Origin of the sequence: Methanobacterium sp. BRmetb2, from assembly GCA_003491285.1 — an archaeon.
GTDB lineage: Archaea > Methanobacteriota > Methanobacteria > Methanobacteriales > Methanobacteriaceae > UBA117.
In genome coordinates, this window is sequence record CP022705.1 from 1,297,604 (window position 1) to 1,318,138 (window position 20,535).

At 33.5% G+C, this 20,535-nt stretch carries 21 protein-coding genes; 6 read left to right on the plus strand and 15 right to left on the minus strand.

Annotated elements, in window-relative coordinates; all coding sequences use genetic code 11:
* The first annotated feature begins 214 nt into the window (after positions 1-214).
* Both CIT01_06480 and CIT01_06485 read left to right on the plus strand, forming a co-directional pair.
* Positions 215-1,876 carry a DNA ligase gene (locus tag CIT01_06480; GenBank protein ID AXV38749.1) on the plus strand — a complete coding sequence of 554 codons (1,662 nt, stop codon included), beginning with the start codon at positions 215-217 and terminating at the stop codon, positions 1,874-1,876.
* 189 nt (positions 1,877-2,065) lie between these two features.
* The gene (locus tag CIT01_06485; GenBank protein AXV37864.1) at positions 2,066-2,458 is read left to right on the plus strand and encodes a DNA-binding protein; all 393 of its coding nucleotides are present in this window, start codon (positions 2,066-2,068) and stop codon (positions 2,456-2,458) included.
* 3 nt (positions 2,459-2,461) lie between these two features.
* Here CIT01_06485 and CIT01_06490 read toward each other — a convergent pair whose 3' ends face one another.
* Positions 2,462-3,466: a hypothetical protein gene (locus CIT01_06490; protein ID AXV37865.1), complete on the minus strand. Its 1,005-nt coding sequence runs from the start codon at positions 3,464-3,466 to the stop codon at positions 2,462-2,464.
* Positions 3,463-4,146 (minus strand): dolichyl-phosphate mannose synthase, encoded by a 684-nt coding sequence (locus CIT01_06495; protein AXV37866.1) that lies wholly within the window; start codon positions 4,144-4,146, stop codon positions 3,463-3,465. Before CIT01_06495 ends, CIT01_06490 begins: the two co-directional genes overlap by 4 nt.
* A 99-nt stretch (positions 4,147-4,245) precedes the next feature.
* Between CIT01_06495 and CIT01_06500 the strand changes: the two genes are divergently transcribed.
* The 3 genes from CIT01_06500 (at position 4,246) to CIT01_06510 (ending at position 7,862) form a co-directional block, all read left to right on the plus strand.
* The gene (locus CIT01_06500; GenBank protein AXV37867.1) at positions 4,246-5,664 is read left to right on the plus strand and encodes a hypothetical protein; all 1,419 of its coding nucleotides are present in this window, start codon (positions 4,246-4,248) and stop codon (positions 5,662-5,664) included.
* Between the two features lie 112 nt (positions 5,665-5,776).
* Positions 5,777-7,135 carry a phosphoglucosamine mutase gene (glmM, locus tag CIT01_06505; protein ID AXV37868.1) on the plus strand — a complete coding sequence of 453 codons (1,359 nt, stop codon included), beginning with the start codon at positions 5,777-5,779 and terminating at the stop codon, positions 7,133-7,135.
* Between the two features lie 61 nt (positions 7,136-7,196).
* A complete protein-coding gene (locus tag CIT01_06510; GenBank protein AXV37869.1) occupies positions 7,197-7,862 on the plus strand; it encodes a hypothetical protein in 666 nt (221 codons plus the stop codon).
* 18 nt (positions 7,863-7,880) lie between these two features.
* Here CIT01_06510 and CIT01_06515 read toward each other — a convergent pair whose 3' ends face one another.
* From CIT01_06515 to CIT01_06575, 13 genes are all read right to left on the minus strand, one after another.
* Positions 7,881-9,014, minus strand: a complete 1,134-nt coding sequence (locus CIT01_06515) for a peptide transporter (protein AXV37870.1) — start codon at positions 9,012-9,014, stop codon at positions 7,881-7,883.
* Between the two features lie 160 nt (positions 9,015-9,174).
* Entirely contained in the window at positions 9,175-9,891 is a 717-nt protein-coding gene (locus CIT01_06520; protein ID AXV37871.1) for an anaerobic ribonucleoside-triphosphate reductase activating protein, read from the minus strand.
* 50 nt (positions 9,892-9,941) lie between these two features.
* A complete protein-coding gene (locus tag CIT01_06525) occupies positions 9,942-11,042 on the minus strand; it encodes a histidinol-phosphate transaminase (protein ID AXV37872.1) in 1,101 nt (366 codons plus the stop codon).
* Positions 11,008-11,514, minus strand: a complete 507-nt coding sequence (locus CIT01_06530; GenBank protein AXV37873.1) for a gamma carbonic anhydrase family protein — start codon at positions 11,512-11,514, stop codon at positions 11,008-11,010. Before CIT01_06530 ends, CIT01_06525 begins: the two co-directional genes overlap by 35 nt.
* A 15-nt stretch (positions 11,515-11,529) precedes the next feature.
* Complete coding sequence (locus tag CIT01_06535) at positions 11,530-12,822, minus strand: glucose-1-phosphate thymidylyltransferase (protein AXV37874.1); 1,293 nt, start codon at positions 12,820-12,822, stop codon at positions 11,530-11,532.
* Positions 12,819-14,174 carry a phosphoglucosamine mutase gene (gene glmM, locus CIT01_06540; protein ID AXV37875.1) on the minus strand — a complete coding sequence of 452 codons (1,356 nt, stop codon included), beginning with the start codon at positions 14,172-14,174 and terminating at the stop codon, positions 12,819-12,821. Before glmM (CIT01_06540) ends, CIT01_06535 begins: the two co-directional genes overlap by 4 nt.
* A gap of 2 nt (positions 14,175-14,176) precedes the next feature.
* A complete protein-coding gene (locus CIT01_06545; protein ID AXV37876.1) occupies positions 14,177-15,409 on the minus strand; it encodes a phosphoglycerate mutase in 1,233 nt (410 codons plus the stop codon).
* Between the two features lie 69 nt (positions 15,410-15,478).
* Positions 15,479-16,144, minus strand: coding sequence for a TIGR00297 family protein (locus CIT01_06550; protein ID AXV37877.1), 666 nt, complete (start codon positions 16,142-16,144; stop codon positions 15,479-15,481).
* A 13-nt stretch (positions 16,145-16,157) separates the two neighbouring features.
* A complete protein-coding gene (locus CIT01_06555) occupies positions 16,158-16,745 on the minus strand; it encodes a 30S ribosomal protein S3ae (protein AXV37878.1) in 588 nt (195 codons plus the stop codon).
* 462 nt (positions 16,746-17,207) lie between these two features.
* Entirely contained in the window at positions 17,208-17,552 is a 345-nt protein-coding gene (locus tag CIT01_06560; GenBank protein AXV37879.1) for a hypothetical protein, read from the minus strand.
* A 49-nt stretch (positions 17,553-17,601) separates the two neighbouring features.
* Complete coding sequence (locus CIT01_06565; protein ID AXV37880.1) at positions 17,602-18,342, minus strand: methyltransferase type 12; 741 nt, start codon at positions 18,340-18,342, stop codon at positions 17,602-17,604.
* Positions 18,343-18,375: 33 nt separating this feature from the next.
* Entirely contained in the window at positions 18,376-18,945 is a 570-nt protein-coding gene (locus tag CIT01_06570) for an FMN reductase (protein ID AXV37881.1), read from the minus strand.
* 202 nt (positions 18,946-19,147) lie between these two features.
* Positions 19,148-19,906: a transcriptional regulator gene (locus CIT01_06575; GenBank protein ID AXV37882.1), complete on the minus strand. Its 759-nt coding sequence runs from the start codon at positions 19,904-19,906 to the stop codon at positions 19,148-19,150.
* A gap of 161 nt (positions 19,907-20,067) precedes the next feature.
* On the opposite strand from CIT01_06575, the gene CIT01_06580 reads away from it, so the two are divergent.
* Positions 20,068-20,307 (plus strand): hypothetical protein, encoded by a 240-nt coding sequence (locus CIT01_06580; GenBank protein ID AXV37883.1) that lies wholly within the window; start codon positions 20,068-20,070, stop codon positions 20,305-20,307.
* Positions 20,308-20,535: the final 228 nt, after the last annotated feature.

Genomic DNA, 20,535 nt, shown 5'->3' on the forward strand with positions numbered 1-20,535 from the left:
AAAATCGCGTTTTATCATGTTTAGTTACATAATTAACTTTTTATATGATAATTAATTAATTATAAGATTTTAAAAATTAATTATACAATTATAATTTATAGATATAGGCATTAGGAAATATTAAATAATTAACTATTAATAAGTACTTAGATAAGAGAATATTTGGTGAAGATTAATAATTCGCTGGGATATTATGTCGCATTTTAACAATAACATGAATTATAAAGAACTTGTGGATGTTTATGAAGCATTAGAATCCACTACTAAGCGATTGGAAAAAACAGCCATTCTTGCAGATTTTTATAAAAGTCTGGATGATGAAAAACTTCCCATGATTACTATGATGACTTTAGGGAAGGTTTTCCCTTCATGGAGTGAAGAAGAAATAGGGGTCGGCTCAAAACTTCTCATGAAATCTATAGCTACTATTGTAGGTGTTTCTGTTGATGATGTTGAAGATAAATTTCGGGACACTGGCGACTTGGGAATTGCTACTGAGGAACTTTACAAAAAAAGATCACAGATCACTTTTTTTTCACAACCACTAACCATAGAGAAGGTATACAATAATATAAGGAGAATGGCAAACATATCTGGAAACAGAGCGCAATCAAAAAAAATTGATAGTTTACTGGAACTTTTTTCTTTAGCATCTCCAAGAGAGGCTAAATATATTGCTAGAACAGTTATTGAAGAGCTAAGAGTTGGTGTGGGGGAAGGAACTATACGGGATGCTCTTGCTGAATCATTTAAGGTAGACAAGGATGTGGTTGAAAGAGCACACATGCTCACCAATGACCTGGGACTTGTGGCCCAGGTGGCTTACAGAGAAGGTGAAGATGGCCTTAAAAAATTAACTTTAAAACCTGGCAAACCAGTTAAACCAATGCTGGCACAGCTTGCAGAAGGAATTGAGGCAAGTATTAATGATATTGGTGGAGCATATTGTGAAACCAAATATGATGGTATCCGCGTCCAAATCCACCGTAAAGGCGATGAAATTTTAATCTTCACCCGTAGACTTGAAAATATTGGAAATGCAGTTCCAGATATAAGAGGATATATAGATAAATCATTACCAAAACATGATTTTATAGTGGAAGGAGAAATAATTGTCACCAAGGATGGAAAACCAATTTCATTCCAGTATATTCTTCAACGTATCCGGAGAAAGTATGAAATTGAAAAAGTAATGGAAAAAGTCCCTTTAACTTTGTATCTATTTGATGTTCTGTTTTATGAAAAACCACTTATTGATGAACCCTTTGAAAAACGCCGCCAAATTCTTGAAGATATCGTTACAGTTGACGGGCATAAAATTGAGCTTAGCCGCCAGGTTAAAGTGACCCCTGAAAACATTCAAGACGCAGTTGACCTTTTCAATATATCTATTGAACAGGGACACGAAGGGATCATGATAAAGGATCCTACTGCTCCATATATACCTGGTATTCGTGGTAAAAAGATGCTTAAATTTAAGGCCGAACCTGAAACCCTTGATCTGGTAGTGGTGGGAGGTACCTACGGCCGTGGTAAACGGGCCCATTTTATTGGTTCTTATCTTCTGGCTTTAAAAGATGGTGATGATCTTAAAACTATTGCTCATGTAGCAACTGGTTTGGATGATAAAACTCTTTTAGAGTTATCTGAAAAAATGGGAAAACTTTTCATAAATAAAAAAGGAAGGCAAGTTGAAGTTGTCCCTAAAATCGTTCTGGAAGTTGCTTACAGCGAAATAGTCAAAAGCCCAGAATATGAAAGTGGATATTCGCTAAGATTCCCCGTAGTTAAAGGAATAAGGGAAGATAAGGGTGTTGAAGATATTGATACCCTGGAAAGAGTTGATTCCATGTTTAAAATGGCTAATGTTAAATAATCTTTTAATATTATTTGTTTACTAGTTTTTGCTAGATATTTGTAAATTTAAAAAAGATTTGAACTCTTATTTTATAATTTATCTATTCAGAATACTTTTATTTTCTAATTTAATTTTGATTTAGTAATACTAAACTGCAAAATTTAAATACTTTAATAAATTAGTATTACTATATTTTAGGTGTTTATTATGCAAGATGATGATATTTTTAAAATGGCCTTTATAACAGCCATTATTGGTGTAGTAGGAATGATAATTTTTTCAAATTACATTTTACCTCGAGAAATTGAGATTATAGATATTGATAAGGGCATGTTGGATGAAGAAGTTTCATTAGAGGGATATGTATCAAAATTGGAAAAATCAAAAAACAGCAACACCTATTTTTTAGAAATAATTGATAATACTGGCAAAATTAGTGCAGTAATCTTTGAAAAGACTGTAATAGAAATTGAAAAAGGTAATTTCACTGTAAAATCGTTGAAAAATCGTCGAATAAAGATTGTTGGAACAGTTACGCAGTATAATGGCGATATGGAAATTATACTAAAAGATGCTAAATCTATTAAAATAATAGCTTAAAATTCATTTTTTTGAGATTTTAAGATCGATACTAAATTTTTTAATCTCATCAAAGATGTCTTTAGCATAATAGAATGAAAAAATCAAACCCAATACAGTAACAACCCAGAATGATACTAATCGATCGGCAAGAGCAATACTCCCACTTAGAGCTCTTGGAACTCCAAAAAGGACAAATAGGCCTGTAAGAGATATTTCTATAGATCCAATACCTCCTGGAAGCACGGTAACTACGCCAATAATATTGGCCAGTAAGAATATTATAATTACTGCAACAAAGCTAATTTCTAGGTTAAAGGCATAAAAAACAGTTAGAAGACGAAGACATTCTACAAGCCAGGATAAAGCTGATAAAATTATTACCAGGATCAGATTTTTATAAGTTGTAAATGACTTAGTATAGGTAACCATGCTCTTTAGTAATTGCACCGCTTTTTCATAAAAATTATCAAGAACTTCTTCTTGTATGGGCAACCTTTCAATTAAAGGATGTATTTTTTCATAAAGCCATATACTGGCGTTTTCTCTCCAGTTTATGAAATAAATTAGAACAACGAAGCTTAAAGATAAAATTCCTCCAATTATGGCAAGATAACGTATTTTGGGCAGCCAGATACAAGAAATCAGAAGTAACAAACCTACAATTATGAAATCAAAGAACCTCTCAGTTAGCCCTGCTGATAATCCTTCAGATAAACTTATTTTATTAATTTTTTTACCGGCAATTGCAGTAACCGGCTCCCCCGCAGTCCTAACTGGGCTGAAATTACCGGCAAAAAGTCCGATAGTTTTAACCACAAAATTATTTTTGAATTCTTTAGGTTTATTTATAATAAATCCCCATCGTATGGATCTCAAACCTACTGCCACTAAATGGATTATCATAGCTAAAATTAAAAGTCCCCAATTTGCAGTTTTAAAGGCATCAATGATCTGTTGAGGTCCAATCCATAATATTAATAGTACTATAAGTACCAAACTAATCATGAATACGTAAAATCTTTTCAAAGATCGAATCTCCCTTTAAATTTCATTAGCAAATGTATTATGATGAAAATCACGTAATTCAAGGCATTTTTAAGCGTGACATATGACTTTTCTGTACCATAATCGCAAGCTATTTTTATCTCTTTAAGTTTTATATTATTTTTTGATGCTTTGTAGAGCATTTCAGATTCGAATACATAATCATTATATTTTATATCAATAAAAAGATTTAATATATCTGCTGAAATTGATCTAAAACCACTTTGACTATCAGTTATTTCATATCCCGTAACATATCTTATTATTCCCGTTGTTAACTGATTTGCCAGTTTGCGTTGGAAGGGCATATTATCTGGAAATTTTCCCTTAAATCTAGAACCTATAACTATTTGCGCATCATCCATAGCAGATGTAAATTGGGGGATATACGAAGGATCGTGCTGTCCATCTCCATCAATAAATACGATAATATCATAACTACTTTCCAATATAAATTTAAGTCCAGTTTTGATGGCTGCACCTTTACCTAAATTTTTCGGGTGTGTTAATACAACGGCTCCTGCATCCTCAGCTATCTGACTAGTATTATCATTTGAACCATCATCCACTACAACAACGTCTGAATGTTTTTTAGAACATTCCACAACTTTTTTAATGAATTTTTCTTCGTTGTATGCAGGAATTATGGTGATTATTCTCATTTTTGTTCCTCGTATAATCTTTAAAAATTTTATATAGTGTAATCATAAAATTATTACATCCAATTCTTCATTATTATTTGAAAAAAAAGAGGATTTTCCATGTTGAAGTTTCATATTATAAAGAGAAACAAATCTCTATTTATATTACTTATACCCGTTATTATTACCTTTTTTATAACTTTAATTCCTACACTTAAATATCAATGGCCCTTAAGTTGGGATGTTTACTATCATGTACATATGGCCAAATTATATATGGCAAATGGCGTCACATTTTTTGATCCACTTACATTTGCCCCTTATGGGAGACCAACATTTTATACGCCATTATTCCACTATTTAATTGCATTTTTAAGTTTATCTTTAAAATTAGACCCTTTCATTATTGCTAGATGGTTACAACCAATCTTAGCATCATCTATTGTACTCAGCATTACTTACACAGTCTACAAAATTTATGATCTCTACACCGGGGTCTGGGCTGGATTTTTTTTAATGTTTTCTGTCCCCTTTTTTAGATTTATGTTACCTATACCCGAAGCAATGGCGTTGATCATCTTTCCTTTGGTAATTTATTTTTATTATTCTGCAATGGAAAATGATAACTACAAAATGGCGATTATAGCTGGGATATTAGGTGGATTAATATTATTGACCCATTCTCTGACTGCCGTGTGTTTAATTTTTGTTTTAACTGTTTACACTATTTTAATTAAAATCCTTAAAAGAAAAAATAATTTAAAACATTTTTGGGTACTTTTGATTTGTATGCTTCTTTTAGCATCCATCTGGTGGATACCAATTGTGTTGATGCACGGATATGTGTTTAACAACCCTCCAGGAATCCCCTTACCCGTTTTAAGGTACTTTAAATTTTACGGTGTTATAACCATTATATTCGCAGTTATAGGCGGTTTTTTAATGTTTAAAAGGAGATTGAATAGTGACATTTTCATGTTATCTGGAGCATTGTTAATGATTTTATTGAGCCAGATCTACTGGTTGGGAATACCTATTTTAAGCGACAGAATATTGACCTTCAGCATTTTTTTCGTAGTTGCTCTGGCTGCTTATGGATTGAGAAATTTTAGAATAAAAAATCATAAAAATGTGTATAATATTTTGATCTCAGTTATTATTATATCTGCTATTTTTTCTGGTCTAACCTGCGGACTAAAAATGGAACCAACAACCAATTGGGCTGAAATAGATATTTCAGAGTGGTTCAAAGTTAATGGAGATAAAGAGCATGTGGTGATAACCTCTAATTATGAAATGTCACCAGTAATTGTTTCTATAGCCAGACAACCTGTTTCTGAAGGAGGTTATGGTCCCGGTGCAATACATTTATTGGATAAAAAGAGGTATTTACTTGGAAATTTCAATTATTCTGATGTTATAAAAGATAATGTAGGATACATAGTCCTAGAAACGGGTAAGCCCACACCACCCAATACCAAGGTTGTATATTCTAATGGAAAATATAAAATATGCAAGATAAAATTAAACAAAATTTAAATAACCATATTAATAAAAAATTAGTTAATTTAAAGGGTAATCCTACGAAATTAATTTAAAATATATAATTATTCAGATCTATTATCAGATTTAATCTAATGAGGTGTTTTATATGAAAAGACTTTTTGGAACCTTTGGGGTAAGAAGATTAGCCAATGAGGAATTAACACCCGAATTTGCTTCAAAGTTATCAGGTGCTTATGGATCTTTAGTGAAAGGAAAAGTAGCAATTGGGGGTGATACCAGGACATCCACGGAAATGATAAAACATGCGGTAATTGCCGGACTTTTGTCTACTGGTTGTGAAGTCATTGATCTTGGTATTCTTCCCACTCCCGCTATTCAATATGCTGTAAGAAAATATTATGATGGTGGAGTAATTATTACTGCCTCTCATAATCCTCCAGAGTATAATGGCATAAAATTTGTGGATTCTGATGGTATAGGAATCCAAGACGATATGGAAGAGCAAATAGAGGACATATTTTTTGATGATACTGTAAAAAGAGTGTCCTGGAAAGAACTTAAAGAATATTCCATAAATACTAATGCAATAGAAGAGTATATGGAAGGTGTTGTAAGCCGGGTAGATATGGAAGCTATAAAAAATGCTAATTTAAAAGTAGTTGTTGATTGTGGCAGCGGCGCTGCCTGTTTTACAGCTCCTTACATTTTAAGAGAATTAGGGTGTGATGTTTTAACTTTAAATTGTCAACCTGACGGTTTTTTCCCCGGAAGGGAACCAGAACCCATAAAAGACAATCTTAGAGAATTAATCGATGTGGTGAAAACTACGGGTGCCGATTTGGGTATTGCTCATGATGGTGATGCCGATCGTACCATCTGTATTGATGAGAATGGAGAGTTTGTTTTCGGAGATAAAACCTTTGCACTGGTAGAAAAATACATGTTAATTGAAAATAACGGTGGATTAATCGTTACAACTGTAGCAACTTCCTCGGCTATATACGATATTGCTAATGAATATGGTGGGGAGGTTATAGCGACTGCTGTGGGAGATTTATTGGTTGCAAGAGAATTAAAAAATAAAAATGGATTGTTCGGTGGGGAAGAAAACGGTGGTTTAATATTTCCTGATTTTGTTTACGGGCGAGATGCAGCCCTTTCTGCAGCAAAAATAATCGAAATAATGGCTAAAGAAAGAAAACCCCTATCTTTGCTCATTAAAGAACTACCAGTTTATTATTCAGAAAAAATGAAAGTAAAATGTCCAGATAATCTTAAAAAAGAGGTGATGGAAGACGTTACCGACGAAACCAAAGATTATAAACTGGACACCACAGACGGAGTAAAGATATTCACTGAGGAAGGATGGGTTATTATAAGACCTTCAGGAACTGAACCCATATTTAGATGCTTTTCAGAGGCTGAAAATCTAGAAAATGCTAAAAAAATGGCTGAATGGGGAATTTCACTGGTTAAAAAACATTTAGACAAGGATAAATCTTAACTTTCCATATCCTTTTTTAATATTTCTACAAATTTTTTAAAAAAAACCATTTAAAGAGAAAATGAATGTAAATGAACTTATTCAGGTAAATAAAGATGTTTTTCGGGAAAACCTATTAAAGTATACTCGTAAAGCATTTTTAAGTTTACCTAAAATTGAAAATCCTAAAATACTGGACATTGGCTGCGGTACCGGTGTTCCCACCTTAGAACTGGCAAGATTGTGTAAGTGCGATATAACTGCTATCGACATTGACGAAAATTCATTGAGATATCTTGAACAGAAAATAAAAGACTTAAATCTCACTAAAAAGATTAAAACAATGAACTGTTCTCTTTTTGAGATTGAACTACCTGAAAATAGTTTTGACATTATATGGGCTGAAGGTTCTATTGCAGTTATCGGTTTTAAGAGAGGATTATCTGAATGGAAATCTTTAATTAAAAATAGGGGATTTTTAGTTCTTCATGATGGATATGATAATCATGATGAAAAATTAAAGATTATAAAAGAAACAGGTTATGAATTAAAAGATTATTTTATTATATCCCATGAAAAATGGTGGTATGAATATTATAAACCCTGGTCAAATCAAATTTACCATTTAAAAAATTTATATCAGAGCCATAATAATCTAAATAAAAAATTAGATGAAGAATTAAAGGAATTAGAATTTTTCAAAAAGAATCAGGACGGTTCCATATTTTACATATTAAAAAAAATTTAGTATGCATCAAAACTTTTTTTATAAGTTTTCTAGGCATTCATCCATTAAAACCCGGGCGTCATCATTTTCAGGGTTTATCATCAGTGCTGTTTTAAAACTTTCAACTGCATCTTCAAATTTATTTAGTTCCATCAAAGCCACGCCTTTATTACTCCAGAATATATCATTTTCATTTTCTAATTTTAAAGCTTCTTCGTAACATTTCACTGCTTCATCAAACCTTCCAAGCTCTAAAAGGGCATTTCCTTTGCGGTTCCATGCAGGGGCATCTGGAACATCATCTAAACATAATTCTAATGCTTTATCATAGCAACTTAAGGCATCATTGGTTCGGTTTAGTTCTGATAATAGATTTCCCTTTGCATTCCACACATCTGGATTTTGTGGATCGAGTTCAATCACTCTATCATACACTTTAAGTGCATCTTCATATTCACCTAACATCTCTAAAATAAATCCCCGCCAGTACAAAACCAGGGTGTTATTGGGATTTAATTTTAATGCTTCATCATTGGAGTTTATGGCCTCTTTTAGTTTATTGGCATTTAAAAGCGCAATCGCCCGATTGTTCCAGATATATTCATTGTTAGGTTCAATTTTGAGGGCCTGGTCATAGCATTCAACTGCTTTTTTAAATTTTCCCAGCCGCGTAAGGTTATCTCCCTTTTTATTCAATAGATAAACATCAGAAGGATCAAATCTTAGAGCGGCAGTGTAACACATGACAGAATCATTGTATTTACCAGTATCAAACAAAATGTCTGCTCGTTTGGTTATCCTGGCTTTTTCATTTATTTTTTCTCCTTCCCATTCTTCTAACGGAATTTTTTTGAATCTAATAACTTGAAATAAAGAGTCGTCATCTGTATCTTCTGGATAAGTTTTTCTGAATTCTTCTTCCAGTTCAACTGCATCCTTAAAACCTTCTTCCTTGGCTAGTTGATGGTTTTTTATCAAGTCTTTGAATTTTATGATGTCAACATCAGTTACTTCTGCTTCAAATAATTTCTCTCTTTCCTTGGATACTAGGTTCCAGTAGCAGTGTAAACGATCTCCTACTTTCAGCGGTTTTTTCCATAATTTTCTAATGGTAGATTTTTTCTGACCAGTTATAAGTTCAATGTTACGGCTTCCAAAGGATAGAATAGGTATAATTTACCCCTCCAACAGGATTTGTTAAAAAGAGATTCGATAAAATTTTTTAATTATCAATTATGGTTTTTTATTATAGATTTTCCTAAATGCTAAATAAGTTGGATTGATACTATTATTAACGAATTTATTAAATAGATATAATAATCATTCTTCTAAATTATTTAGCCTTTTCTTCTTTTATGATTTCCTCTCCAAATTCTGAAGTTTTAATTTTAACGTTTTTTAAATAAGGTTTCACTTGTTTGGCAATTTTTAAGAGCTCATCCCGAGTAGGGCTGGGTACTTTCTTCAATTTCTCATCCAGAACCACGCGGTTTCTAAATTGTTGTAAGGTATAGAGATCACAGTCAATTTCCTTAGCAATAGTCACCACATCGTCTTCATCCATCAAGGTTGGAACATATGTGGTTTTACATTCCAGATATGTATCTGGAGAATTTAAACAAATTTTCATGGTATCTTTTACTTTATCTCCAACAGGAGATCCAATAATCTCTTCATACTTGTTAAAAGGAGCTTTAACATCCAGTCCAATGTAATCGATGAGATGAATAATTTTTTTAAGTCTATTTGGGAAACAACCATTAGTATCTATCTTCGTGTGCAATGAATGGTTTTTGCAGAATTTCAAGATTTTTTCAACATCTTCTGCTTGGATTAAGGCTTCGCCACCAGTTATAACTATTCCATCAATGAATTCTAGTGAATCTTCAATTTTACTAAAAATATCCTCTAGGTCTATGGATTTTCCACCGTCAATAATTTCTGGGTTATGACAGTAAGGACATCTGATGACGCAACCTCCGCAAAAAATTACCAGAGCAATTTTTCCGGGAAAATCCAGTGACGATATCGCTGTTCCACCAATAATCATCTCATCACATTTTTAATATTTGAAATCCGCTTATGAATATTAAATTCAAATTATTTGATAATTTCTTTCAGAGCATCAATAAATTTCTTATCTTCCTCTAAGGTACCAACACTTACCCTGATCCAGTATTCATCTAAACCACGAAATGAACTACAATTTCTTACTATAATACCTCTTTTCAACAGTTCTTCTGTAAAAGATTCAGAATTGAAACCAGTTTTCCGTATATCCACCAATAAATAATTGGCTTTAGAAGAATATACCTTCAAATCTTCAAACTTTGCCAGTTGTTCATAGAGAAATTCCCTACTTTCTATGGAAACTTGGGCCGATTTTTTTATGTACTCTTCATCTTGTAAGGTGGCCAGAGCTGCGACATGTGACAGTTTAGTAAGACTAAAAACAGGTTTAACTCGATGCATATATTCTATAAACGATTTATTTGATATTCCATACCCAATACGCATTCCTGCAAGTCCTAATACTTTGGAAAATGTTCTTAAAATAAAAAGGTTTTCATATTTATGCAAAAGTTCAACATTATTAGGTCCTGAAAATTCGATGTAAGCTTCATCTACAACTACCAGAGCGTCAGTACTGTTTAGAACAGTTTTAATATCTTTTTTATTTATTAAACCACCAGTAGGATTGTTTGGGGTGCATAAAAATATGATTTTTGTTTTGGGAGATATACAATCTATTACTGAGTTCACGTCTAACTCGTTTTCATCCACATCCCATTTTGCAAATACTGGGACTGCACCATGTATTCTCAGTGTAAATTCGTAGTACATGTAAGAGGGTATAGGGACAATAAACTCATCTCCAGGTTCTATCAATGTTTTACCCAAAACATCTAAAATTTCATCAGCCCCATCTCCACCCACAATTATATTTTCTGCTTTCACACCAACATAAGAAGCTAATTCTTCTTTTAAATCTTCTATATTTGATTCTGGGTATTGGTGGATATATTTCAGATTATCAATAACAGTTTTTACAGCTTTTTCGGATGGCCCTAATGGATTTTCATTTGAACCTAATTTAATTATTGAATCAGGATTTAAGTTATATCTAGAAGCTATTTCTTCGATTGATTTGCCGGGGACATAAGGATCAAGTTCTTCTACAATTTTTTTTACTTTGACCATGGTAATCACTTTTTTTTGCCAGTTCTACATATCGTAAAGCATTATCTTTAATAGATTTTATCTCTTCTTCTTTAAGTTCTCGGACCTGTTTTGCGGGTATCCCCAGTATTAAACTTCGTGCCGGAAATTTTTTACCCTCTGTAACCACGGCTCCAGCACCAACAATACTGTTTTTCCCTATTTCAACCTGGTTAAGGATAGTGGAATTCATTCCAATTATACAATTGGCATGGATGGTACAGCCGTGGAGAACTGCTGCATGTCCCACAGATACGTAATCGTCAATTAAAATTGGATGGTTTTTGGAAGCATGTACCACGCAGTTATCCTGTACATTTGAAAATTTTCCAACTTTGATTTCTTCTATATCTCCCCTCAAAACTGCATTATACCATATTGAAGAATTTTGGCCAATTTTGACTTTGCCAATGAGTTTTGCTCCGGGAAATATTTTTACAGTTTCATGAATCATTTCATTTAACTCAAATTATTTTTCCTTTTTGTAATTGTTAATTTTGATGATTTCATGGTTTTGTTTAACTAAAACAAGCATTTTTGAGGGTATATCTTTGTGAATTATAGCCCCCGCACTTATGGCGGCTCCCTCACCTACCTTTACTCCAGGATTGAAACTGGTATTAATACCGGTTTTCACGCCGTCTGCAAATATTACTCCCATTTTACGTCTGTCACTATCAATTTTTTTGCCTTTAACCTCTATTTGCACATTTTCATCATCAAAACGGAGATTGGCTATATTTGTACCTGCTGCAATATTACAATTTTCTCCAATAACCGAATCCCCAACATAGGAGAGATGATTCACATTAGTATTATTCATGATAATTGAATTTTTTATTTCAACAGCATTACCAATTCTCACGTTATGGCCGATGCTGGAATATTTTCTTAAATAACAGTTAGGACCAATATCACACCCATCGCCGATGAAAACTGGTCCCTGTATATATGAACCTGATCTAATTATACTTTCCTTCCCAATAACCACAGGACCTTCGATAGTCACTCCTTTTTCAATTCTACCATCAATTTTCCCTTTAACGTCCTTTATAAGTTCTTCGTTAACTTCTAAAAGTTCCCAGGGCCTTCCAATATCTATCCATCTTCTTTCAGATTGGAGTCCTAAAACCACCAAACCCTTATTAATGTAGTAAGTGATAGAATCAGTTATTTCGTATTCATTTCTTTCAGATTTCTCTGTTTTATCTATGGCATCAAATATATCCGTATCAAAAAGATATATGCCGGCATTTATTAGATTACTGGGGGCTTCCTCTAGACTGGGCTTTTCAACGATTTTTTTTATTTCATCCTCGTCTATCTCAACCACGCCGTATAAAGTAGGGTCTTCAACTTCAGTTAAAACTAAAACTGCTTTTGCATACTTTTTAGAATTATATTTTTCTATTAAATTAACAATAAGTTGCGGATCTACTAATATATCTCCATTTAAGACTACAAAATCGTCATTAATTAGGTCACGAGTTTTTCCAATGGCATGTGCTGTTCCCAATCTTTCTTTTTGTTCCACATATCCGATATTTACTCCGAATAGAGACCCGTCACCAAAATAATTCATTATAACTTCTTTTTTATAGCCTACCACCATGGTTATTTCAGAGACACCTGCCTTATGTAGTGCTTCTACATTGTGTTGTAATATTGGTTTGCCCCCAACAGGCAGCATGGTTTTGGGGCGATTCAAGGTTAATGGTCGCATCCTTGTGCCTTCACCCGCTGTAATTATGACGGCCTTCATAACATACCTCTTATAAATTCTGTAGAAATATTTCGAATCTCAGAAGCCATCTCAGGAGTTTTGGCTTCTAAGGTGATCCGAATATATGACTCTGTACCTGATGGTCTTACCAACACCCAACTTCCATCGGTCATAGTGATTCGAACACCATCAATATAATTCACATCAGCCACTTCATTAAAGTTATGGTGAAGCTCTTCTCTTACACTTTCCATAATCCTCTCTTTATCTATATTATCACAGATTATTTTATCACGTATTGTAGGGTAACTGGGGATGTCTTCTAGGAGTTTAAACAGTGATCCATGTTCAGTAACTATTTCCGCAAGTTTTAAACCAGACAATATACCGTCAGGACACATACAGAAATCAGGATGTAACCATGTACCTGATGGTTCTCCCCCAAATGAAGCATCATGATCTGCTATAGCTTCTGCAACGTGAACATCACCTACTTTAGTTAGTAAAACTTCTCCACCAACATTTTTCACACATTCTTCTACACAAACTGAAGCATCTACAGTGGTTACAACTTTACCTCCGATCATACTGGAAACTAAAGCTAAAGTCTTGTCAAAATCAGCTATATTCCCTTTGTCATCCACAGCAATCATTCTATCAGCATCACCATCATGAGCGATACCTAAATCAGCTTTAGTTGCTTTAACTACCTTCATAAGCTCTTGCAAATTTTCTTCGTTTGGTTCTGGGTTCCTACCGGGGAAAAAACCGTCAGGTTGACAGTTGAGAGCTATGACGTCGCACCCTGCTTTTCGAAATAGGATGGGAGATATCAATGAGCCGGCACCGTTACCACAGTCTACAACCACCTTTATATGATGTTTGATTTTTACCCTTTTAAGCAGTTCGTCCATATAGTAGGATATAATATATTTTATATCCTTTATTTTACCTATATGTTCCCAGGTTTCCTCTTTAAACTCATTATTGTGAATTATTCTTTCTATGGCTCTTTCCTGTTCCTGTGTGTAAGCCATACCACTGTTATTCCATAGTTTTATTCCATTATATTCTGCAGTGTTGTGAGAGGCAGTGATCATTATTCCTGCGTCAGCCTGGAGTTTCATGGTAGCGTATCCTACTACCGGAGTAGGCACCATCCCTACTTTTAAAACATTACACCCGCACCTTAATATACCTGAAATTATTGAGTTTTCGAGCATTTCACTTGAAACTCTAGTATCGTAGCCTATAACAATATTACGATTTTTTCCACCAATATAAGTAGCCAAAGCTTTTCCTACGTCCATAGCAAGTTCTGGAGTTATTTTTTCATCCACTTTTCCACGTATACCAGAGGTACCAAAAAGTTTCGGAATGTCATCATCCATGATTATGCACCAAATTTCTCTGATTTATTCATGAGATCCGTTAGAATATTCATAATGTCGCTACCCCTAATCCTGCATAGTCCGCCATGTGCAGCTGATCTTTCACTAAAGATTTCTACATCATCTACTCTTACTTCTGGCCCGGAAATTATGATGGGAACCGGATCTCCAGTGTGGTCCATTACAGAAATTGGGGTGGAATGATCTGCAGTTAAGATGAAGTATAAATTATTCAGTTCCTTTATTTTTCCAATTACTTCATCCACTTTTTCAATAAACTTGACTTTTTCATCAAGATTACCGTCATGTCCAGCTTCATCTGCACCATCAATATTGATTAAGATGAAGTCATAATCGCTTTGAGCAGTATCAATAATACTTTCGGTTATATTGGGGAGATTAGTGTCAATACCACCAGTTGCTCCTTCAACATCAATTAAATCCATGCCAGTTAATTTTCCAATACCTTTAATTAAACCGGTTTCTGCTATACAAGCAGATTTTAAACCGTATTTTTCATTGAAGGGAGGGACATCTGGAACAGCACCTGCACCCCGGGGGAGTATTATATTTGCAGGGTTTTCACCATTTTTTATTCGTTCTAGATTGATGGGATGTTCTTTTAGTAAATTATACGATTCTTCAACCAGTTTGTTTAATATTTCCGCGGTTTTAGCTGCGCTTTTGGTATTATCAAGAGGTTTAACCTTTTTTGGGGGCTTGCCGTCATGTTTTGGATCAGCAGCTGAAACTTTATCAGATAATCCTTCTCCTCGAAGTACTAAAACTGCCCTGTGCCCGGTAGATTCCTTAAAAATGATATTTATGTCTTCAAAACCGTTTAATTTAATGGAATTAATGCTCTGGGATATTTTATCCGTCCCATCTCTTATCCGACCTGCTCTTCTATCGGTGATAATTCCCTCATCACTGACTGTGGAAAAATTGCATCGAAAAGCAATATCTCCTGCATGAACATCTAATCCTACTCCTGCAGCTTCAAAAGGCCCACGACCAGTATAAACTGTGTAAGGATCGTATCCAAGAATAGAAATATGTGCTGTATCACTCCCAGGTCTTATACCTGGCTTTATGGGGTCCATTATTCCATTTATTCCTTTTCTTGCCAATTCATTCATGTTTGGTGTTTTAGCAAATTCAAGTGGTGTTTTATTTCCAAGCTCATTTATGGGCCGGTCAGCCATTCCATCTATTATCATTATTATTCCTTTCACACTATCACCTAAATCACGCTGGTTTATATTTAATCTCCATCAGATATTAATAACCTTTTTTATAAAATTTTAAGCAATCAATATTCCTAAAAAAGCGCCGGTTAAAGTTGCTAATAGGTTAACATGTTCATTGTTGAGATAGTTTCTTCTTTCCAGCACAGCACCAAGGATACTATCCATAAAACAGCCTACAGTGCCTGCGATTATTGATATTTTAAGAGTTACAAACGGATCTGGGAATATATGGAGCAAATATGCTGCAATTCCTATAATACCTGCTCCTAATATTCCAGCAGCAGTTCCTAAAATAGAAATACCTCCATCCGTCCCGGGAGATACCTTTTTGAGGTTTGTAATAAGACGAGGTGTTTTAGCTACACCAATTTCGCTGGCAAGTGTGTCTGCAGTTGCAGTTGCAACCGCACCAATAAAACCTGCGTAGTTACCGAAAGATGCCATAACAAAAGCTACAATACCATTAGATATAACATTTTTCGCAGTTCTTTTACCTTCATAAACCCCTATTTCTTTCTTGTACTGGTGTTTATATCTGGTAAATAACATTCCTAAAATCAAAAAAAGAAAAATTAATAAAAGCCAGTTAAAACCGGCGGTTACTATAATAATAAGACCCATGATAACCATGAATAGAGACCCTAAAAAGTCAAGGGCTCCTCTGTAATAAGTTAATGCCCCTATGATTACACATAGGATCACATATTCCCAGATAATCATGTAGGTCCCAGAATTATTTTGGTTCTTCCATAACCCGAGTCTTTATGATTTCAACCCGTTTTAGGGGGTATATCTTCTTTGCAACATGGTAGATTTCAGATGCAATTTTCCCTGTAACTACAGCTTCTACAAACTCTTCAAAGGTTTTTTCAGCAGCAATTTCTTTTATTAGGCTTTCAATAGTCTCTCTCATGAATTTTTGCTGTGAAGATTTAGCTCTTCTGGTGGTTATAGCCAGAACATGCACCTTCATCTTGTAGCCTTCTTTGGTATTTATAGTTGTAAGGGCGTCAATTCTACTGGACCCTCGTCTTATCATACTTCTAACGTAATCAGTGGTTACTTGATGTCCTACATATTTAGTGGTTGCTGTGTCTCCAGCCACTTCGCTAATCTGAAATGAGAGCTTTACATACTGTTTACTAAAATCACCAGTAAGCTCTCTTAGTGATGCTTCCACACTCCTTTTTTTAAGTATTTCTGGATCTCTTGCAGGAGTTATTCCTATTTCTGATTCTCCAAATGATTTAGGAGTTGTTATCGTGTACCATTTCTTTTCTTTCCACGTATCTCTTACTCTTCTACGTCTAGCTTTAGCCATATTATCACCTTAAATTCGTGATTATTTATAAAAAGAACTTTTTAGATAGTTAATTAAAATACTAAAAAATCTTTATTCAATAAATATTTACTAATAAGTTGCCAGTATTTATTTTCTATTAACTTATAAGTTTAAAATCTTTTATTATACATCTCATTCATGATTTATAAATGTATTGAAGAACTGATTTTTTCACTAAATCAATTGTTTAAACATAAACCAGATTTTCAAAATACAATTAAATCATTTAAATAAATTTTAATTTAAAATATAATAAAATAGTTTTGGAATCTTTTGCCGCCCTGTTAAACAGATATTTGTTTTATTGTTAATCTTCTATTTAAGGATGTTGATCATATCAACATGGCGGAATTTTTTAAGGATCTGAACCGGGGTGATTAAATTAAACTAATTAAATTATTGCTTAATTCTATGACAAAAGCATAAAACTTAATTTAAGACTTATTTATCTCCAAAAAGAGGTTTATTCATAAACTTATAATGTTTAACATAGTTTCCTAAAACATCCAAAACAGTTCCTTCATCCTGGACAACTTTAATATCTGCTTTTTCCAAACCAAATTTAGCATTAATCCCTAACTGAGCACATATAACTAAATCACAATCGTTTATCAACTCTAAAGATAATGACCATTGATGTTTGATTTCAGGGTTGATATTAGTTTTTCTATCTTCCAAAAAAGTTATTTCATAACTCTTTTCATCAAAATCATAGATTGAAAAGATTTGAGCTCGTCCAAAATGAGCGACCTCATCCCTATCTGTCCTGGCAACTGCTATTCTCATTTCAATCACTTTACAATATAGTTTATAATTTCTGTTTCAATTTATTATTTTATTGTTTTAAACCAACGAACACAGGTCTTTCCATGGAACCTTTTTCCCATTTTTTGTGGGTGAATTCTCCATATACTGCTACGTAAAATCCGACTTTTTTCATTAATTCAAATATTTCGCTGGTTTTAAATACACCAATTATGTGACGGTCAATATCAAAATCAAGCTTTTCATTTTCTTTAACCAGAAAAACAAAGTCTGCATTAAATATATTTCCTTCCAGATGTGATTGGCAGATCCTGGCAAGTTTTAGATTATCTTCTACTACAGTATCTACAGAAATCATTCCTTCCATCCAGTTTTCATGGTTAATTCCTAGATCAAATATTAAAACTCCCCCTGGATGGAGATGTTCATAAAAATTTTTCAGAGTTAGTTCATATTCTTTTAAACTGGTATTATAGTTCATGGCACTGAAAAGACAGGTTATAACATCAAATTTGCCTTTTAAATCCAATTTTTTCATATCACCTTCTTTAAATTCAACATCTGGAACTTTTTCTCGGGCGATATCCAACATATCTGAACTTATATCCACACCCAGAATAGAAAAATTCTTTTTTAGGAGATCTGCATGTGCACCGGTTCCACAGGCAACATCCAGTAATTTTTTACCAGCACGGGTCTTATGTTGGGCCACGGCCCATTCTATAAACTGGCATTCTCCTATGTAATCCTTTTTTGAATAGATTTTATCATAGTATTTAGCAAATTTCTTGTAAAGCTCTTCTTTACTCATTTGTCCACCCAAAAATAAAAAATTCATTTATTTTTATTCATTTAATTTGTTTATTAACTTGGCCACATTTTTCCCAAATCTTCTGATTGTTTCTAGACCTTCAGAATCCTCTTGAACTTCTCCTGGTGCCAATCCAAATACCATGTTCCAGTAAGTGGATCCGGGGACGATCATCTCATTTATAAAGAAGAACATCAACATTTCCTGTATAGTGGCGGTTTGACCTCCTCTTCTTGCCACAGCTATAGGACCACCTACTTTCCAGGATAAAAATTGGTCAGATGCACGGGATACCATACCCACTCTCTGCAGGAGGGACATGACATCTCCACGCGCAGTACCAAAGTAAACCGGAGCCCCAATTATGAAACCTTCTGATTCTCTGATCTTTTCTATTATCTCGTTTAATCCATCTTCTAAAGAACATCGGTGAAGTTCGGCGCATTTACCACATGCAATACATGATTGTATTTTTTTACCTCTAAGGGATAAGATTTCAGTTTCTAAACTTTGGTTTTCAATGGATTTGGCACATTCTTCCAGTACCTGGGCAGTGTTTCCATTTGGTCGTGGACTGCCACATATTAAAAGAACTTTTTTCATAAAATTATACCTCCTGCACTTTATTTTCCATAATATATCAATGAATGATTTTAATCTTTTTAAATTTTTTAGATATGGCTATGATTTACATTACGCGAAGTTATGAAATAACCTTTAATTACTTTTAATGACTCGAAATTAATTAAAATCTTTGTTATATATTTGTTATACTCATATTAATCAGGTTGTAATGTAAATAGAATTATTTCTCATTTTCTATGAATTTTTGACAATCAGCAAGTAGTAATAATAGACTGAATCCTTTTTGTGTGATCATATAATCCCCCCGCTCATGCCTCTGTAGAATGATACCACTTTCAAGCAGTTTTTGCAGGTGAAATAGTAAATTACCACCACGAAGCCCTGTTAATTCTGAAAGAGCAGAAAATGTTCGGGTTTTAGAAGACAATGATTTAATTATTTGCAACCTCTGTTTGTTTGATAAAGGTTCGAGTACATTTTTGGCTATGAATTCTTCATTTATTTTAGATATTTCAGATTTTTTTTCTTCATGGTCATTGTAGATATGGAGTGAATTTATAAGACTTAATTGTTTGTTAAAGAGAGAATCAACCTCAGAAAAACAAATTTCGCATTTGTCAAACGGAGCACTATTTCTAATTTCGTTTAATTCAGATTTTTTTTCTTCAATTTTTTCTTTGGGGACAGAATCGCACTTTATAAGTTCTGCATTTTCTGTTAAAAACTTTTGAAATCTTGATTTACAAGTATCTCTCATATGGCAGGGATCTAACATTCCTCTTTCTAGATTTTTTTCAAGGTCTTCAACAACATAATTTGAGATTGAATTTAAAAAATCCTTTTTGAAATCAGATAGTAAATTATCCAGATATTCTTGATTGGATTTTTCAGTCAGACGTTTAATATCATTATGTATTGTTTCTAATTTTGCTTTAACATCACACATTTCTGAATTTTTCGTTTCATTCATATTTTCCATAATAGGATTATGGTAGGAGAAATATTAAAGGTTTGTATTTTGACTTGGAAGGTCATTTTAGTATATAAAAATATACTTAGTACATTTTAATGACGGTTTAATATATATTTATAACTGGGTATATTTTAAGATGTAGTTAAAAAATCAAAGGAGATGAAATAATGGGAGTCAAAGAAGAAATACATGCACAGATTGTAGGGGCACTGGCCGGTGTTAATTTTCCTATAGAAACACCAGAGGCACTTCTAGCAGCATTTCCAGATGGAGCAGAAACCACATGTAAAGCTGGAGATGTCGAACTAAAAGCAGGTGATGCTGGTAAAGTACTTACACCAGATGATTTCCCTTTTAAATCCGCTAAAGATGTTGCCGACACGATAGTTGAAAGAGCAGGGTTATAAAACCCTCTTATTTATTTTTTACTATTTTTCTGTATAATAAACTAATTTTTAGATTTTACTATTTTTTTCATTGATTTTATGTTGGGATGGTTCATTTATTCATTAATAAAATTAATTTTAGACTTATAAGACTCATTCTGCTTAATCAGGTTTTATCTGATTGTTTAGATGCTGAAACAAGATATATTATGAGAAGTTAAGATCAGCACATAGTAATGTTTATGTTAC

Bases quoted from the DNA above. Each gene is read 5' to 3' on its own strand.
- CIT01_06480 (AXV38749.1), top strand. From the start codon at position 215: ATGAATTATAAAGAACTTGTGGATGTTTATGAAGCATTAGAATCCACT.
- CIT01_06485 (AXV37864.1), top strand. From the start codon at position 2,066: ATGCAAGATGATGATATTTTTAAAATGGCCTTTATAACAGCCATTATT.
- CIT01_06495 (AXV37866.1), bottom strand. From the start codon at position 4,146: ATGAGAATAATCACCATAATTCCTGCATACAACGAAGAAAAATTCATT.
- CIT01_06500 (AXV37867.1), top strand. From the start codon at position 4,246: ATGTTGAAGTTTCATATTATAAAGAGAAACAAATCTCTATTTATATTA.
- glmM (AXV37868.1), top strand. From the start codon at position 5,777: ATGAAAAGACTTTTTGGAACCTTTGGGGTAAGAAGATTAGCCAATGAG.
- CIT01_06510 (AXV37869.1), top strand. From the start codon at position 7,197: ATGAATGTAAATGAACTTATTCAGGTAAATAAAGATGTTTTTCGGGAA.
- CIT01_06520 (AXV37871.1), bottom strand. From the start codon at position 9,891: ATGATTATTGGTGGAACAGCGATATCGTCACTGGATTTTCCCGGAAAA.
- CIT01_06525 (AXV37872.1), bottom strand. From the start codon at position 11,042: ATGGTCAAAGTAAAAAAAATTGTAGAAGAACTTGATCCTTATGTCCCC.
- CIT01_06530 (AXV37873.1), bottom strand. From the start codon at position 11,514: ATGATTCATGAAACTGTAAAAATATTTCCCGGAGCAAAACTCATTGGC.
- CIT01_06535 (AXV37874.1), bottom strand. From the start codon at position 12,822: ATGAAGGCCGTCATAATTACAGCGGGTGAAGGCACAAGGATGCGACCA.
- glmM (AXV37875.1), bottom strand. From the start codon at position 14,174: ATGGATGATGACATTCCGAAACTTTTTGGTACCTCTGGTATACGTGGA.
- CIT01_06550 (AXV37877.1), bottom strand. From the start codon at position 16,144: ATGATTATCTGGGAATATGTGATCCTATGTGTAATCATAGGGGCATTA.
- CIT01_06555 (AXV37878.1), bottom strand. From the start codon at position 16,745: ATGGCTAAAGCTAGACGTAGAAGAGTAAGAGATACGTGGAAAGAAAAG.
- CIT01_06560 (AXV37879.1), bottom strand. From the start codon at position 17,552: ATGAGAATAGCAGTTGCCAGGACAGATAGGGATGAGGTCGCTCATTTT.
- CIT01_06565 (AXV37880.1), bottom strand. From the start codon at position 18,342: ATGAGTAAAGAAGAGCTTTACAAGAAATTTGCTAAATACTATGATAAA.
- CIT01_06570 (AXV37881.1), bottom strand. From the start codon at position 18,945: ATGAAAAAAGTTCTTTTAATATGTGGCAGTCCACGACCAAATGGAAAC.
- CIT01_06575 (AXV37882.1), bottom strand. From the start codon at position 19,906: ATGGAAAATATGAATGAAACGAAAAATTCAGAAATGTGTGATGTTAAA.
- CIT01_06580 (AXV37883.1), top strand. From the start codon at position 20,068: ATGGGAGTCAAAGAAGAAATACATGCACAGATTGTAGGGGCACTGGCC.